Annotated in this window: 16 protein-coding genes; 3 read left to right on the top strand and 13 right to left on the bottom strand. The window is 73.6% G+C overall.

Going from position 1 to position 14392, the window contains the following annotated elements:
• Positions 1 to 65: 65 nt before the first annotated feature.
• From ACSNN8_RS26795 to ACSNN8_RS26780, 4 genes are all read right to left on the bottom strand, one after another.
• Positions 66 to 1250, bottom strand: coding sequence for a serine hydrolase domain-containing protein (locus tag ACSNN8_RS26795; RefSeq protein WP_436652329.1), 1185 nt, complete (start codon positions 1248 to 1250; stop codon positions 66 to 68).
• Complete coding sequence (locus tag ACSNN8_RS26790) at positions 1247 to 2131, bottom strand: hypothetical protein (RefSeq protein WP_436652328.1); 885 nt, start codon at positions 2129 to 2131, stop codon at positions 1247 to 1249. Before ACSNN8_RS26790 ends, ACSNN8_RS26795 begins: the two co-directional genes overlap by 4 nt.
• Positions 2132 to 2252: 121 nt before the next feature.
• On the bottom strand, positions 2253 to 3125 hold the full coding sequence (locus tag ACSNN8_RS26785; protein WP_436652327.1) for a class I SAM-dependent methyltransferase: 873 nt from the start codon (positions 3123 to 3125) through the stop codon (positions 2253 to 2255).
• An 81-nt stretch (positions 3126 to 3206) separates the two neighbouring features.
• Positions 3207 to 3431, bottom strand: a complete 225-nt coding sequence (locus tag ACSNN8_RS26780; RefSeq protein ID WP_436652326.1) for a hypothetical protein — start codon at positions 3429 to 3431, stop codon at positions 3207 to 3209.
• 108 nt (positions 3432 to 3539) lie between these two features.
• Between ACSNN8_RS26780 and ACSNN8_RS26775 the strand changes: the two genes are divergently transcribed.
• A complete protein-coding gene (locus tag ACSNN8_RS26775) occupies positions 3540 to 4271 on the top strand; it encodes a 3-keto-5-aminohexanoate cleavage protein (RefSeq protein WP_436655428.1) in 732 nt (243 codons plus the stop codon).
• Between the two features lie 25 nt (positions 4272 to 4296).
• Here the strand turns inward: ACSNN8_RS26775 and ACSNN8_RS26770 are convergent, their stop codons facing one another.
• Positions 4297 to 5073, bottom strand: coding sequence for an isocitrate lyase/phosphoenolpyruvate mutase family protein (locus tag ACSNN8_RS26770; protein ID WP_436652325.1), 777 nt, complete (start codon positions 5071 to 5073; stop codon positions 4297 to 4299).
• A gap of 6 nt (positions 5074 to 5079) precedes the next feature.
• Positions 5080 to 5883, bottom strand: coding sequence for a PIG-L deacetylase family protein (locus ACSNN8_RS26765; RefSeq protein WP_436652324.1), 804 nt, complete (start codon positions 5881 to 5883; stop codon positions 5080 to 5082).
• A 108-nt stretch (positions 5884 to 5991) separates the two neighbouring features.
• On the opposite strand from ACSNN8_RS26765, the gene ACSNN8_RS26760 reads away from it, so the two are divergent.
• Entirely contained in the window at positions 5992 to 6663 is a 672-nt protein-coding gene (locus tag ACSNN8_RS26760; protein ID WP_436652323.1) for a GGDEF domain-containing protein, read from the top strand.
• On the opposite strand, the gene ACSNN8_RS26755 is transcribed toward ACSNN8_RS26760, so the two are convergent.
• Positions 6641 to 8155, bottom strand: coding sequence for a hypothetical protein (locus ACSNN8_RS26755; RefSeq protein WP_436652322.1), 1515 nt, complete (start codon positions 8153 to 8155; stop codon positions 6641 to 6643). The two genes, ACSNN8_RS26760 and ACSNN8_RS26755, sit on opposite strands and share 23 nt — an antisense overlap.
• Before the next feature lie 47 nt (positions 8156 to 8202).
• Between ACSNN8_RS26755 and ACSNN8_RS26750 the strand changes: the two genes are divergently transcribed.
• Entirely contained in the window at positions 8203 to 8601 is a 399-nt protein-coding gene (locus ACSNN8_RS26750; RefSeq protein ID WP_436652321.1) for an HIT family protein, read from the top strand.
• 124 nt (positions 8602 to 8725) lie between these two features.
• Here ACSNN8_RS26750 and ACSNN8_RS26745 read toward each other — a convergent pair whose 3' ends face one another.
• The 6 genes from ACSNN8_RS26745 to egtA form a co-directional block, all read right to left on the bottom strand.
• Positions 8726 to 9454 (bottom strand): G5 domain-containing protein, encoded by a 729-nt coding sequence (locus ACSNN8_RS26745; RefSeq protein WP_436652320.1) that lies wholly within the window; start codon positions 9452 to 9454, stop codon positions 8726 to 8728.
• 171 nt (positions 9455 to 9625) lie between these two features.
• The gene (locus ACSNN8_RS26740; RefSeq protein ID WP_436652319.1) at positions 9626 to 9814 is read right to left on the bottom strand and encodes a hypothetical protein; all 189 of its coding nucleotides are present in this window, start codon (positions 9812 to 9814) and stop codon (positions 9626 to 9628) included.
• A 150-nt stretch (positions 9815 to 9964) separates the two neighbouring features.
• On the bottom strand, positions 9965 to 10912 hold the full coding sequence (egtD, locus tag ACSNN8_RS26735) for an L-histidine N(alpha)-methyltransferase (RefSeq protein WP_436652318.1): 948 nt from the start codon (positions 10910 to 10912) through the stop codon (positions 9965 to 9967).
• Positions 10909 to 11652 (bottom strand): ergothioneine biosynthesis protein EgtC, encoded by a 744-nt coding sequence (gene egtC, locus ACSNN8_RS26730; protein WP_436652317.1) that lies wholly within the window; start codon positions 11650 to 11652, stop codon positions 10909 to 10911. Before egtC ends, egtD begins: the two co-directional genes overlap by 4 nt.
• Positions 11652 to 12953, bottom strand: coding sequence for an ergothioneine biosynthesis protein EgtB (gene egtB / locus ACSNN8_RS26725; protein ID WP_436652316.1), 1302 nt, complete (start codon positions 12951 to 12953; stop codon positions 11652 to 11654). Before egtB ends, egtC begins: the two co-directional genes overlap by 1 nt.
• Complete coding sequence (gene egtA / locus ACSNN8_RS26720; protein WP_436655427.1) at positions 12950 to 14158, bottom strand: ergothioneine biosynthesis glutamate--cysteine ligase EgtA; 1209 nt, start codon at positions 14156 to 14158, stop codon at positions 12950 to 12952. The genes egtB and egtA overlap by 4 nt, the downstream gene beginning before the upstream one ends.
• Positions 14159 to 14392: the final 234 nt, after the last annotated feature.

The following is a 14392-nucleotide window of genomic DNA, read 5'->3' as shown; positions in this document are numbered from 1 at the left end:
CTGGCCAGGGCGGCCAGGTCCGGACAAGGTGGTGCTGCCGGTGGAGGGCGGTGCGTGGGGGAGGACTAGCGGGTGCAGGCCAGGTGATCGGCCACGCGGCGCAGCGCGGCGACGGTCTCGGCGTCGCGGCGCTCGTCGTCCTGGGTGGGCCAGGCGCTGCACTTCACGATGACGACCTCGGCGTCCGGGTCGACGTACAGGTACTGACCGTGCACCCCGAGCCCGGTGAAGGCGTTGAAGCACTCCGTGCCGAGCGTCCACCACTGGTTCGCGTACCCGTAGTGGGAGTACCCGCTGGGGCCGAGCGCGCCCACGGCGAGCTGCGGCCGGTCGTTGCCGCGGCTGCGGCGCACCCAGTCCTGCGGCACGATCTGCTCGCCGTTCACGACGCCGTCGTTGGCCATGAGCACGCCGATGCGGGCCATGTCGCGGGCGGTCGCGTTGAGCGAGCCGCCGCCGATCGCGGTGCGCGGGCGGCCCCGGGTGAGCCAGTAGTACGCGTCCCGGTCGCAGCCCAGCCTGCTCCAGAGCTGCTCGGAGGCGTACGTGGCCAGGGACTGCCCGGTGGCCGCCTCGAGCACCCAGCCCAGCACCTGCGTGTCGAAGGTCGAGTAGTTGAAGCGGTCGCCGGCCGGTGCGGTCCGCGTTGCCGCGCGGACCACGTCGGCGAGGTTACCGCCGCCCATGATGGTCTGTTCGAACTGCTTGATGCCGCTGTTCGGCACCTCCCACGTCTCGAGGTCGCCCACGCCGGTGGTCATGTCGAGCAGCTCGGCGATCGTGTTCTCCTCGTACGCCGTACCGAGGAAGTCCGGCCGGTAGTCGGTGATGCGGTCCTTCTCGCTGCCGATCAGCCCGGCGTCGAGCGCGATGCCGACCAGGATCGAGGTCACCGACTTGGACAGTGAGAACAGCTGCATGCGCGAGCGCGGGCCGGCGAAGGCGCCCGGGTACGCCTCGTGGACGATCACCCCGCGGTGCACCACGACGAACGCGGTCGTGAACGTGCGCCGGTGCAGCTCGGCCAGGGTGTGGTCGCGGTCCTCGAAGCGGTAGGTCAGGTCGAGCGGCTCGGGCTCGACGGGAAAGGGGAGCGAGGTGGTGCCGCGGGCGACCCGTTCGGTCGGCATCAGCCAGTTCATGTGGGTGAACGTCCACTCGTTGAACGGCCGGCGCATGATCAGGTCGCCCTGCCTGTCCCACCAGGATGGCTCCCGGTGGGCGACAGGCCTCTCGGTCGTACTCGTCATGTCGGACCCCCGTTGTCGGCCTGTCGTTCGAACATTTCACGCAGGGTGAGCCCCGAAGGTCCGTCGATCGGCTCGAGATAGGCCGCCATCAGCCCGAGAACCCCCTTGCCCACCAGGTTCTCGGTGGGCCCGTGATCGGCTATGTCCACGGTCGGATCACCCAGATGGCGGACGGCCAGACCCTCCGTGACCGCTGCCAGCAGGTTGGTGAACTCCTGGATCGTGATGCCCGGGCGCAGCTGGTAGCCGCGCGCGGCGATCGTCTCCTGATAGATCTTCATCCACGGCTCGAGCGCGCCCGCGTAGTTGTTCGCGATCGAGCTGCGGATGCCGTCGTTGCGGTGGGCCGTGGCCACCATGATCAGTTGCAGCTTGAACAGCGGCATGCGGCACAGCGCCATCAGCTCGTGGTAGCTGGACCGGTCGACCGCGTCGACGAGGCTGTCGTCGGTGGCCAGCCAGTCGCCGCGCGTCTCCACGTCGGCCCCGTACTGCGGGTCGTAGTTGATCGCGTGCAGCATGAACGCGAGCAGGTCGTTGAGGTAGTCGTCGTGGCTGGCCCACGTCGACCGGTACGGACCCGCGCCCTTCTGCCGCAGGAACGGCAGCTCGAGCTCCTCGACCTCGGCCGACAGCGCACGCTCGGTCAGGAAGCTCAGACCCGACCAGTACTGCTTGCGGCCGTCACCGGTCGCGGTCGCGGGTCGCTGGGCGCCGAGGTTGCGCTCGATGAGGTTCGCGCCGGCCTTGAGGTACGACGCCACCTTCAGCGAGTTGACCAGGGCGGCACGCGTGGACTCGCGCACCCCCTTGACCCGGGTGACGATGCCCGAGAAGTCCGCGCAGTAGGGGTAGGGCAGGTCGTTCTTGCCGTACGTCATGCAGGTGATTCTGGTCCTAATCCTCGGACCTTCAAGTGCGCACGTGCGTAGTACTCGCGGGCTACAACTTCGGGCATTAGACACGCACGCTCTGTAGTTGAATGATTGCACGGGGACGTTTCTACGGGTGAAGGGCCCTGAGGTATGCGGTGGCGAGCGTACGCCGCGTAGGCGTCCCGGTCTCGGCAAGGGCGGTCATCCGCGTGTCGAGGCGGACGCGTTCCTCCTGCGTGAGCACCATGTCGATGGCCTCGCCGTAGGTCGGCGCGAGCGGGTTGGGCGCCACGTCCTTGCGGGCGGCCCAGTCGCCGATCGGCTCGGCCGGCACGTCGAGCTGCGCCCGGTAGTCGACCTCGATCCCGTCGAACCCCGCCTCGGCCGCCCAGCGCAGCAGGTCGCGCTCGTCGAAGTCGGTCATCGGGTTCTCACCGCGCCGTGCGCCGTCGCGATAGACCGCGACCACCTTGGCGAGCAGATCGCCGACCTCCGCATCGCGCAGCCCGAAAAGGCTGTCGGCGGCGTGCTCGAGCAGAAAACGATTGATCGGCTCGAAGATGGAGAGCCGGCCGCCCGGCCTGAGAACGCGGAAGAACTCGCGAAAGGCGTCGGCTTTACGGTCGCAATAAATGAGCACCGAACGGGTCGTGACGACGTCGACGGAGGAATCCGGAACGGCCGCCAGATCCTCGGCCGGCGCGTGGACGAAAGAGCAGCGCCTGTCGTCGCCCGCGCGGGCGCGGCACACCTCGAGCCCCGCCTCGGAGACGTCGCTGAAGATGACGTGGCCGCCGGGGCCGAGCCGCTCGAGCGCTCCGAACGCGATCAGTCCGGTGCCGCATCCCACGTCGAGCACGGTGTCGGCCGGGCCCAGCAGGGCCCGGTCGAGCACCTCGTCACGGAAGACATCCAGCTCGGTGGCGTGCTGCGCCCGCAGCTCGGCGTTGCCCCCGTCGCGGCGGGTCAGCAGCCACCGCGTCCACTCGTCCGTCGCCATCGGATCACCGTAGGGCACCGGCCATCTCGATGGGCGAGACATCAACGTGTGGCAATGGAACCGTGATCCTGAGCGTCCGCGTCACTCGGCGCGCAGCGGCTTGAACGCCGTGCGATGTTCCCAACTGGGCCCGGCGAGCGTGGCCGGCGCGCCGTCCCAGTTGGTGCCCGCGACGGAGCTGTCCGCGCCCGTCGCGCCCTTGCCGGCCGTCGCCGGCCCGCCGATGCTCGCGCCGAGCAGCACGCTGCCGGCCACCGCGGTCCCGGTGCCCAGCACGATCAGCCCGCGCCGTACGAATCCGTTCATGGTGCCCCCGTTCCCTCGTGGCGCCCCGAGTCGGGCGCAGCCTCAGCTTGCGCCTGCGCCGCAACCCCGGCGGGCCATCTTGGGAGCGCCTAGGTTGGGCGTGTGACCATGCTTCAGGTGACCCCGACCGGACCGTGGGGCAAGGACGTCCACCCCCGCATGCCGGTGACGCCCGACGAGCTGCTGGACGAGCTGGGGGAGTGCTTCGCGGCCGGCGCGACGGGCGTCCACCTGCACGTCCGCGACGACTCGGGCGCGGAGACGCTCGACCCGGTGGTCGTGAACGAGACCTGCCGCCGGGTGCGCGAGCTCGCCGGCGCGGCGATCGAGATCGGACTGACGACGGGCGCCTGGATCGTGCCCGGGCTCGCGGACCGGGTGGCGATGATCCGCGAGTGGGAGGGCGTGGACGTCGCCACGGTGAACCTGTCGGAGGACGGCTTCGAGCAGGTCATGCGGGCGATGCTCGAGCGCGGGATCGGCATCGACGTCGGGCTCTGGGCGCCGGAGGAGATGCCGCGGCTGCTCGCGTCGGGCCTGCTGCCGCACGCTCGCCGGGTCAGCATCGAGCTGGACCCCGGCGAGCCTTACCACCTGCCGGGGCCGCCCGAGGCCGTGGCGCAGCGGGTCAACGGCCTGCTCGACGACGCCGGGTCCACCTGCCCGCGGCTGACGCACGGCTCGGCCGGCTGGACGTGGCCGCTGGTCCGAGACGCCTTCCGGCGCGGGCACGACACGCGGGTCGGCTTCGAGGACTCGGTGTTGCTGCCGGACGGCAGCATCGCCGCTAGCAATGCCGACCTCGTCCGGGCTGCGGTCGCCTTGCGCTCCCGCCCTTGAGCGACGGGTGTCGCGCGGCGAGTTCTCAGGTGTCGAGGCCCGCGGGGACGTAGCCGGCGTCGGGGGACGGCGGCTCGCTCAGGGCGGTGAACGCCGCCCACGGCATGCGGTCGACGGTGTCGGCGGTGCCGTCCTGCGCGATCGCCCGGTACGTCCGGGAGGCCGCCCGGACGGCGGCCAGCAACGCGGCCAGCGGATGCAGCACCAGCCGGACGCCGAGCGCGGCCAGCTCCGCGTCGCTCAGCACGGGCGCCGCCGCCCCCGCCTCCGTGCGGGACAGCACCAGCGGCACGCCGGGCAGCGCGTCCCGCAGCCGCGCCAGGTCGGCGGCCGCGTGGACGCCGGCGGGCAGCACAGCGTCGGCGCCCGCGGCCGCGTACGCCCGGCAGTCCGCCACCACGGCGTCGAGCCCGCCCACGGCGTACGCGGTGGTCCTGGCGATGACGGCCAGGTCGCCCGGCGCGTCGAACATCCGCGGCACGACGATGCCCGAGATGCCGGCGCGTTCGTAGGAAAGCGCTGTCCACACCGCTTCCCGCTCGTCGGAGAAGCCGATGCCCGCGTCGGCCAGCAGCGGCACGCCGCCCAGGACCGGCCGCAGGGTCGCCGCGCGGTCGGCGATCTGGGTGGCCGGCACGTAGTCGACGTCGGGGCGGCCCATCAGCACCGCGGACACCGCCGCCCTCGCGAGGTACACCGCCCGATGGCCGGCGTGCACGGCGAGCGTCGCGCTCAGCGGGTCGTGGACGCCCGGCACGTGGGTCACCCGGCCGGCGGACAGCAGCTCGCGGAAGGCGTTCATGCTCGCCTATCCAACCGCACCTCGATCTTCCCGGCCACCGGTGCAGCGCCACCGGGCCACGGTGTGGTCCCACCAGCAGCGCGGGCACGGGTCGTGCGCGGGCGCCGGCGGGACGCGTTCGACAAAGGCCTCCTCGCGCACCCACTCGGCGTACCGGTCGCGGCCCATCCGGCCGATCAGCGCGGCGGTCTGCGTGCGTTGCGCGGCCAGGGCGCGTACCTTGCGGCCGGTCGTCGCCGGGTCGAGCACCAGGTCGATCGTGAGCGCCCGATCGGGGACCACGACGGGATAGCCGGGGCAGAACACGCCGAGGCCCTCGTTGAGCGGCGCCCACCGGCGGGCCCACCGTTCCCCGACCGCGCTCTGCAGCAGGCGTGCTCCCGGCGGCGCGGCCCGGTCGAAGGCGGCGGCCGCCCACGCCGCGACCGTACGGTGGTCCTCGTGGCCGGTGTTGCCGTCGGGGCCGAAGGTCAGCACGGTGTCGGGCCGCACCTCGCCGATCAGCGCGGCCAGCTTGCCCACCGCCTCCCCGTACGGGACCCGCGCGCAGCCGCCGTCGCGGTAGCCCAGCCAGTGATGCTCGCCGACGCCGAGAATGCCCAGGCAGCGGGCGAGCTCCCCGGTGCGCTCCGCGGCCAGCCGGTCGGGCGGCCAGCGCTGCGGATCCGCGGTGCCGTGCTCGCCGCGGGTGGCGGTCACGCAGACCACGCGAGAGCCGTGGTCGGCGGCCATCGCCATGAGACCGCCGGAGAGGTACGCCTCGTCGTCGGGATGGGCCCAGATGCCCAGGACGGTGCCGAAGTTCTTCATGCCCGCAGGATCGGCGCCCCCGCTTGCGAAATCCTTGCCGCGCGCTTGCTCAAGTGCGGCGGGGCCCGTCCGATGGTGGGCGGGTCGGCACCATTCGTGAGGGGAACCATGCGTACTCGGAAACGGCGGCCCGCGCGGATCCTGCCCTTCGTCGCGGTCGTCGTGACGCTCGGCCTGATGCTGCTCGCCGCCTTCGAGGAAAGCGGCTTCCTGCCGTGGGCCGAGCTGGCCGTCGGCGGCGCTGCGGTCAGCGTGCTGCTGGCGGGCCGGCGCGCGCTGGAACGCGCGCGGACCGACGGGTCGACCGGCCTGGCCAACGGCGCCCGCTTCCGCGCGGCGTCGACGCGCGGGCTGCTGCGCGGCGCGCGCACCGGCCGGCTCAGCGCCGTGCTGCTGCTCGACCTGAACCTCGGCCAGGAGGCCGTCACCGGCTTCGCCCAGGTGCTGCGCTCGTGCGTGCCCGCGCAGGGGCTGGCGTGCCGGCTCGACGGCGACCGGTTCGCCGTGGTGCTCGCGGGCCTGCACTTCCCCGAGCAGGCGTACGAGGTGGCCGGCGCGCTCGCCTCGGCCCTCGCGCCCGTCGTGGCCGGCGGGCGCCTCGTGCCGCTCACCGCCGGCATCGGCGTCGCCGTCTCGGCGCCCGGCGAGCTCGGCCACGACGAGCTCGTGCACCGCGCCGAGCTGGCGATGCAGCGCGCCAAGCGCGTCGGCCCCGAGACCCGCTGGGCGGTGTGGCACGAGCCCGCCGAGCGCGAGGTCACTCCACCAATCGCGGCATGACCGTGCGGACCTCGACCGGATCGCCGGGCGCGCCGCCGGGGCGGGACCGGTACTCCGGGACGCCCACGCAGGTGAACAGCAGCGTGATCAGGTCGTCCGGCTCGCCCAGGAAGGCGGGCAGTTCGGAGTCGAGGAACGTCATGCCGGTAGCGCTCGCGCCGACGGCGTACGCGGCGAGGTGCAGCCGGCCCTCGACCAGCCCGGCGGCGAGCTGCGCGGCGCGGTAGGAGCGATCGTCCAGGCCGTCGTTGCGGACGGCCGCGATGACGACGTACGCCGCCTCCGCCGACAGCGACTGGCCCACGGAGATCCTCTCCAGCTCCGCGCGGAGGTTGCCGGTGGTAAGCGGTTTCTCGAGGTCGGGCCAGCGGTAGAGACCCGGCTCGGCGTCGTCCACGCCGTGCACCGCCACCCAGTGCGGCACGTCGATGCCGCGCAGGGCGGCCGCCAGCGGCCAGTCCAGGTGCCGGCGGGGGAGTGTCCGGTCGCGGTCCATGCGCCGCTGCGAGCCGCGCCTGCGGATGACCGCATCCAGCGTCTCCGCCTGCGCGAGTGCCGTTACCTCGTCGTCGGCCGGCTTCCAGTCGCCGGGCGCGGCCGTGTTGTTGCCGGTCGAACTCGGGTCGCCGGGCGCGGCCACCTCGTCGCCGATCGGCCAGGGGGCGCCGAGGGTGGTGCGGTCGCCGGCTCGCTGGGCGGTGGTGACCAGCGGGAACTCGACGGGCGGCAGGTCGCCGGCGGCGGCCGGGCCGGTGGGGGACACGGCCGGGACGCCGGCGCCGAAGGTCAGCAGCGCGAGCGGGAACTCGTGGACGCCGTCGGCGCCGACCAGGTCGCGGACCTCGGCGTCGGGGAAGTCGGTGCGCAGCCGCGGGTCGAGGCCCGCAGCGGCGGAGGCCGCCTCGAGCTGGGCGAGCAGGGTGCCGGCGTCCCAGTAGAGGTGGCGGAAGCCGCGCTCGGCGTAGCGCCAGCCGGTGCGCCAAGGGACGCCGGTGACGACGATCGTGGTGGCGTCACCCCGCGCCGCCGGGCCGATGTGGACGAGGGCGTGGGCGACCGGGTCGTACCAGTGGACGCCGTCCTCGACGCCGGCCACCCCGCGCGTCACCGCGTACGCCTCCAGGGGGAATCTCGCCCCCGCGGAGCCGGCGGCACGGAACAGCAGGCGGCGGCCGTTGCGCTCGGTCGTCCGGACCACGCCGGCGCCGAGGAACAACACGCGGCCGAGCTGCGCGGCGTCAAAAGGCTGAGCGGGTAAGGCCCTTCCCGACAGTACGGCCGTCGCCGGCACACCCGGATCCGGCAGCTCGCGGGGAAGCGCGACCCGGGGCAACGTGTCCGGATAGGCCTTGATCGGCGGCGGGACCGTCCCGGGGTCGTTGGGCGTCAGGTCGTGCCGCACGCGCGGGTCGTCGGGCGGCACGTCCCAGTCGCGGCCCGCGGTGTAGGACGTGAGGCGGTGCAGGAGTCCGGCGCCGGTGTCGAGGTCCATCCCGTTACTCTGCCAGGGGACTGCCCGACGACTCCACGAGGACGGCGATGGCCACCATCTTCACGCAGATCATCAACGGCGACATCCCCGGCCGGATCGTGTGGTCCGACGACCGGGTGGCCGCTTTCCTCACCATCGCGCCGCTGACCCCCGGCCACACCCTGGTCGTGCCGCGCGAGGAGATCGACGAGTGGACCGACCTGCCCGCCGATCTGCTCGGTCACGTGATGACCGTCAGCCACCGCATCGGGGCCGCCCTCAAGCAGGTGTACGGCTCCCCGCGCGTCGGCCTCGTCGTGGCCGGCTTCGAGGTGCCGCACGCCCACGTCCACGTGTTCCCCGCGTGGGAGATGGCCGACTTCGACTTCGCCCGAGCCGACGCCAACGTGGCCGCCGAGCGTCTCGACGAGGACCACAAGCGCATCCTCGCCGCCCTGGCCCACTGACCCCGCCGCCCGCCGGCTCCCTCTCACCGAGATCCCCGTTTCCTCACCCGGCGCGGTCATTCGTTGGCCGGTTCGTCGGCGCAGGGCGGCAAGCGCTTGCGGACGCGGGTTCGCCGGTGACGGCCTACTTGTCGCAGGCGATGCCGTCGCCGTCGCGGTCCAGGTCGTACGGGTCGTCGCCGATCACCCGGATCGGGCCGGACACGTACTCGGGGCCGTTGCCGTCGCCGCCGGCGCAGTCCACGTCGCTCGCGATCGGCACGCAGCCGCTGTAGTTGGGGTCGCACTCGCTCTTCGGCTCGCTCCTGGTGCCGACCGCGACCACCTTCGTGACCGGCTTGCGCGTCACCACCGTGCGGACCACCCGCCGCGCGGTGACCCGCCCGCCGGTGTAGGTCACCTCGTACGTGATGGTCCTGATTCCCGCGACGCCCTTGGTCCGCACCCGCGTCTTGCCCTCCGCCAGGCTGTCGTCCTCGACGCGCCGGGTCTTGTACGGGATCCGCGCCTGCTCGGTGAGCGTCTTCCTGACGACCGCCGCAGTTGTGGCCGCCGCGCTCGCCGGCGCCAAAGCCGCCGTGCTCTCCGGCGTCGCCTCCACCGCCGTCGGGCTGGTCGGTGCGGCCGCCGTGGTGCCGAGCGGCTCGACCTCCGCGAGGTTGTTGCCCGCGCCGGTGACCGTCTCCGTCTTGGCGTCCCCGCCCGTCACGGCGCCGATCACGGCGAGGCCACCGCAACAGGGCAGGATCAGCGCGGCCACCACCAGGCCGGCCCGCTGAACCGGCGAAAGACGCTGCCAGAACCCCGCCCGCTTCGGCGGCTGCCCCGGCCACATCGGTGTCTGATATGTCACCGAGCCAGTCTCGGCGTCCGGTTGAGCGGGGGTATCCGCTTTCCGGCCGACCACCCCTCGATCGAAAGAGCCGAATGCCGTACGCCTCTTTGCGGCGCACCGCGACGAACAGGTCGGCGACCTTTGCCGGGCTCGCCGTTGCACCTTCGTAGCGCAGCCCGACAGGGGTGGTCAGACGGGCGTCGTCGGTGGGAGGCAGGACATGGTCCAGTGGTCGCGTTCGCCGGCTTGCGGCTCCGCGACCGCAGCCCGCAGATAGGCGCGCTGGGCGGCGACCACAGGGCGCAGATACCGGCCGGCGGCGAGTTCGTCGAATCGCTGGTGCTTGAGCGGATCGTCGCGCATCGACTCCTCGTCCACGTCGAATCAGAGTAGGCGAGCCGACACGTCGAAGCGGCTGGTCGACCGAACCGGCGACCGGTGGGGCCGATGAGTCCCGTTGCGTGACATGCCCGCGTAAGGGGAGCGGCCCGGAGGGGCGGGCGCGGGCGGCGCCCGCCCCGTGGGGTGTCAGGAGCGGGCGCGGGCCAGGGACAAGGCGAAACGGCCCTCGGGGTCGGTCCACCAGTGGTCGAGGGTGAAGCCCGCCTCGGTGAGCTCCTTCTCGACTCCCTCGCGGCGGAACTTGGCGGAGATCTCGGTGCGCAACTCCTCTCCGGTGGTGAACTCGACGACCAGGTTGACGGCGGGCACGGTGACGCGCATGGGCCAGCGCGCCCGGAGGCGCATCTCGATCCACTCGTGGTCGGCGTCCCAGAGAGCCACGTGGGTGAAGCCGTCGAGGTCGAAGTCGGCGTCCAGATGCCGGTTGAGCACCCGCAGCACGTTCTTGTTGAACTCGGCGGTCACCCCGGCGGCGTCGTCGTAGGCGGGGACCAGCACGCGCGGGCTCTTCACCAGGTCGGTGCCGAGCAGCAGGTGCTCGCCGGGCTCCAGCGCGGCGCGGACGCCGGCCAGGAAGCGGGCCCGGTCGGCGGGCTCGAAGTTGCCGATCGTGCCGCCCAGGAAGGCGACCAGGCGGCCGGGGCCGCCCGGCAGGTGCCCGAGGTGCTGGGTGAAGTCGCCGACGACGGAGTCCACCCGCAGGTGCGGATGGTCCGCGGCGATGCGCTCGGCGGCGGCCTCGAGGGCGGTCGGGGACACGTCCATCGCCACGAACGACGTCAGCGGGAGCGCCTCGAGCAGCAGCCGGGTCTTGGTGGAGTAGCCCGAGCCCAGCTCGACGAGCGTGCGGGCGCCGGTGTGCCGGGCGACGTCGGCGGCGTGGGCGGTGAGCACCGCGCGTTCGGCGCGGGTCGGGTAGTACTCGGGCAGCTCGGTGATCCGCTCGAACAGCTCGCTGCCGCGGGCGTCGTAGAACCACTTGGGCGGCAGCCACTTGCGGGCGGCGGTGAGGCCGGCGACCACGTCGGCGCGCAGCGCGGCCTCCTGGGTGGCGGCGTCGAGGAGGACCTTCATGCTTCTCCCAACGGGATCTGGTGCACGGCGCCGGCCGTGGCGACCACCAGGGTGCGGTCGGCCACGGCCTGCCAGGACGGGTCGTCGTCGAGCGGCTCCGAGCTGACCAGCACGGAGCCTGGGCCGCGGCGCAGCGACAGGGCGTGGCCGTACGTGCTGGCCACGACGGACGACCCGTCGGTGAGCAGCAGGTTGAGCCGCGAGCCGGGCGCGGCGGCCGCCACCTCGGCGACCGTGCCGGCGATCGCCTCGCCCGGGCCCGTGCCGCGGCGCAGCCGGTCGCGGACCAGCGCCCACAGCAGCGCCGCGTCGGTCGGGGCGTCGAGCGTGAGCAGGTCGACCGGCGGCAGCGTGGACGCGAGCTTGGCGACCGAGCCGGGCCAGCCCGCGACCTTGCCGTTGTGGCTGAACAACCACCGGCCCTCGGCGAACGGCGCGGCGGCGCCCTCGGTGACCGGCATGCCGACGGTCGCGCTGCGCACCGCGGCCAGCACGGCGCCCGACCGGATCGTGGCGGCCAGACCCGGCAGCGTGGTGTCGCTCCACAGCGGGGTGGCCCGGCGGTACCGCACCGGGCCGTCCTCCGTGTGCCAGCCCACGCCGAACCCGTCCGCGTTGATGGTGCCGCCGCCGCGCATGTCGCGCGGCGCCCACGACTGGTGGCACAGCGAGTGCGGCGGCTCGAACAGCAGCGCCGACAGCGGCACCGGGGGCCCGAGGTAGGCCAGGTGGCGGCACATCAGGCGTCCCGCGCGCAGCGGAAGCCGCTGAAGATCTGCCGCCGGATCGGGTAGTCCCAGTTGCGGAACGTGCCCCGGATCGCCGATCGGTCGGTGCCGAACGAGCCGCCGCGCAGCACCTTGTAGTCGGGGCCGAAGAACACCTCGGAGTACTCGCGGTAGGGGAACGCGGCGAAGCCGGGATAGCCGTGGAAGTCGCTGGACGTCCACTCCCACACGTCGCCGATGAGCTGGTGGACGCCCAGCGGCGAGGCGCCGTCGGGGAACGCGCCCGCGGGCGCCGGGCGCAGGTGCTGCTGGCCGAGGTTGGCGTGCCGGGCCGAGGGTGGCTCGTCGCCCCACGGGAAGCGCCGCGAGCGCCCGGTCGCCGGGTCCCAGCGGGCGGCTTTCTCCCACTCCGCCTCGGTGGGCAGCCGCTTGCCGGCCCAGGCCGCGTAGGCCGAGGCCTCGTGGAAGCCGACGTGCACCACGGGCTCGTCGGGCACGATCGGCGCGGTGCGGCCGAACGTCGTGGCCGCCCACCCGTCGCCGTCGCGCTGCCAGTGCGCGGGCGCGGTGAGCCCGGCCGCCTGGCGGTGCTCCCACCCGGCCGCGCTCCACCAGCGGGGGTCGTCGTAGCCGCCGGCGTCGATGAACGCCGCGTACGCCGCATTCGTCACCGCGGCCCGGTCGATGTGGAAGGCCGGCACGAACACCTGGTGCGCCGGCCGCTCGTTGTCGAGCGCCCAGGCCTCGGTGTCGGTGCCCATGGTGAACGGCCCCGCGGGCACGAGCACCTCGCCGGAGACGACCGAGGCCGCCGCCGGCGGGGGCGCTGCGGACAGCACCGGCGCGCCCGCGCGCAGCTGGTGGGTCGCGAGCATCGTCTCATCGTGCTGCTGCTCGTGCTGGACGATCATGCCGAACGCGAACCCGTCGGCGACCAGGCGGCGGCCGCCGTCGATCGGGGCCCGGTCGAGCACGTCGAGGGCCTTGTCGCGGACCTGCGCCACGTAGCGCCGGGCCTCGGCCGGGGTGAGCAGCGGCAGCGCCGAGCGGTCGCGGCGGGCGTGCTTGAACGCGTCGTAGAGCTCGTCGATGTCGGGGCGCAGCGGCTCGCGGCCGCCCACGTCGCGCACCAGCCAGAGCTCCTCCTGGCTGCCGACGTGGGCGAGGTCCCACACCAGCGGCGACATGAGCGGCGAGTGCTGACGGGTCAGGTCGTCCTCGTCGACGGCCTCGGTGAGCAGGGCGGTGCGCTCGCGGGCGCGCAGCAGTTCGGCGGCCACGCGGTCGCGCAGCCGGTCGGTCTCGATGGTCATGTCGGCTCCCCGGTGGCGGCGGCGAGCCGCCGTTCGATGGTGTGGCGCAGGCCCGGCTCGGCCCGGCCGGCGGCCAGCTCGAGCACGGCGGTGGCGGTGCGGCGCAGCGCGGCATCGCCGAGCCCGGCGGTGAAGGCCGGCACCCAGCGGCCGGCGGTGGGCAGCGCCAGGTCGAGGGCGGCGCCGGTGGTGGCCGGGTCGGCCAGCAGGGTGGCGAGCACGGCGACCGGCACGATCCAGTCGGCGCCGGGCTGGGCGTCGAGGTAGCGCACCTCGAGGTAGCCGCGCGGGCGCACGGGCGGGAACAGCGTGCTCAGGTGGTAGTCGACGTCGGCCACGGTGAGCGGCAGCGGCAGCCGGCCGCGGGCCCAGTCGCCCAGCGTCGCGCCGGGCGGCGCGTCCCAGCAGCCGCCGTCGCGGCGCACGCAGGTGAGCGGGGCGGCGAGCGCGTAGCGCACCCACGCGCCGGCCGGGTCGGAGGTGACCGGGTCGCCGACGGGGTGAGTGAGCCGCGGGTCCATCGCCCACCAGGCGGCCATGCGCGCCGAGGCCAGCCCGGTGTCGCGCCCGGCGTGCCGGCGGGCGGTGGCGAACGCGGCGAGCAGCGGCGGGCCGAGCGCCGAGACGGCGGCCCAGCGGGTGGGCAGCTCGGCCGGGGTGCCCGCGTCGAGGCAGACCTGCAGCCCGGCGGTGCTGCACATCATCACGCGGCCGTCGGGCCCGCGGCTGTCGAACGACTGCTCCATGGCGTCGTAGCGGGCGGTGCGCACCAGCCGGTGGGGCGCGCGGTGCGGGTCGATGCCGTGCTCGCCGAGCACGAGCCCCGCCTCGGCGAGCAGGCCGGACAGGTGGGCCCGGTCGGTCTCGACGGCCGCGTGCAGCGCGCGCAGCGAGCGCGCCGGGGCGGAGGAGATCTCGATCTGCCCGCCGGGCTCGACGGTGACCGTGCCGCCGGCGGGGAGGGGAGCGGGCGGGTGCGGCGAGCCGAGCGTCGCCGGGGTGTGGCGGCCGAGCGCCCGCCGCAGCGTCTCGGCCCGCAGCGGCGCCGACGGCGCCGCCTGGTCGTGCAGGGTCCATTCCAGTTCCGCGCCGATCAGCGACGGCGGTCCGGTCTTGAAGCAGATGGCGCGGATCCGCGCCTCCACCTCGCTCTGGGTGCGGAGGACGTCGGCCGTGCCGAGGTCACCATCCGTCACCAAACGCATGCTTTTGGCCATGTGCCGAACCTAGAACGCGGGTCCGACACTTTCACGGTGTTCCGGCGTCCCGGTCCACCGTGGACGACTGTCGACCTGCGCGGACGCGCCGCAGTGATCTGGGTCACGCGAGCGCGGTTAACCTTCCGCTAATCTGGCAAACGTCACTGACCTGCGCAAACGCGATTACCTGGGAGGATCCTGAACCGCGCGGCGATCGACCCCGTACTGACACGCGGCAAA

The organism is Actinoplanes sp. URMC 104 (assembly GCF_051386375.1).
Taxonomy (GTDB): Bacteria; Actinomycetota; Actinomycetes; order Mycobacteriales; family Micromonosporaceae; genus Actinoplanes.
This window is presented reverse-complemented; position numbering and strand designations above follow the sequence as displayed.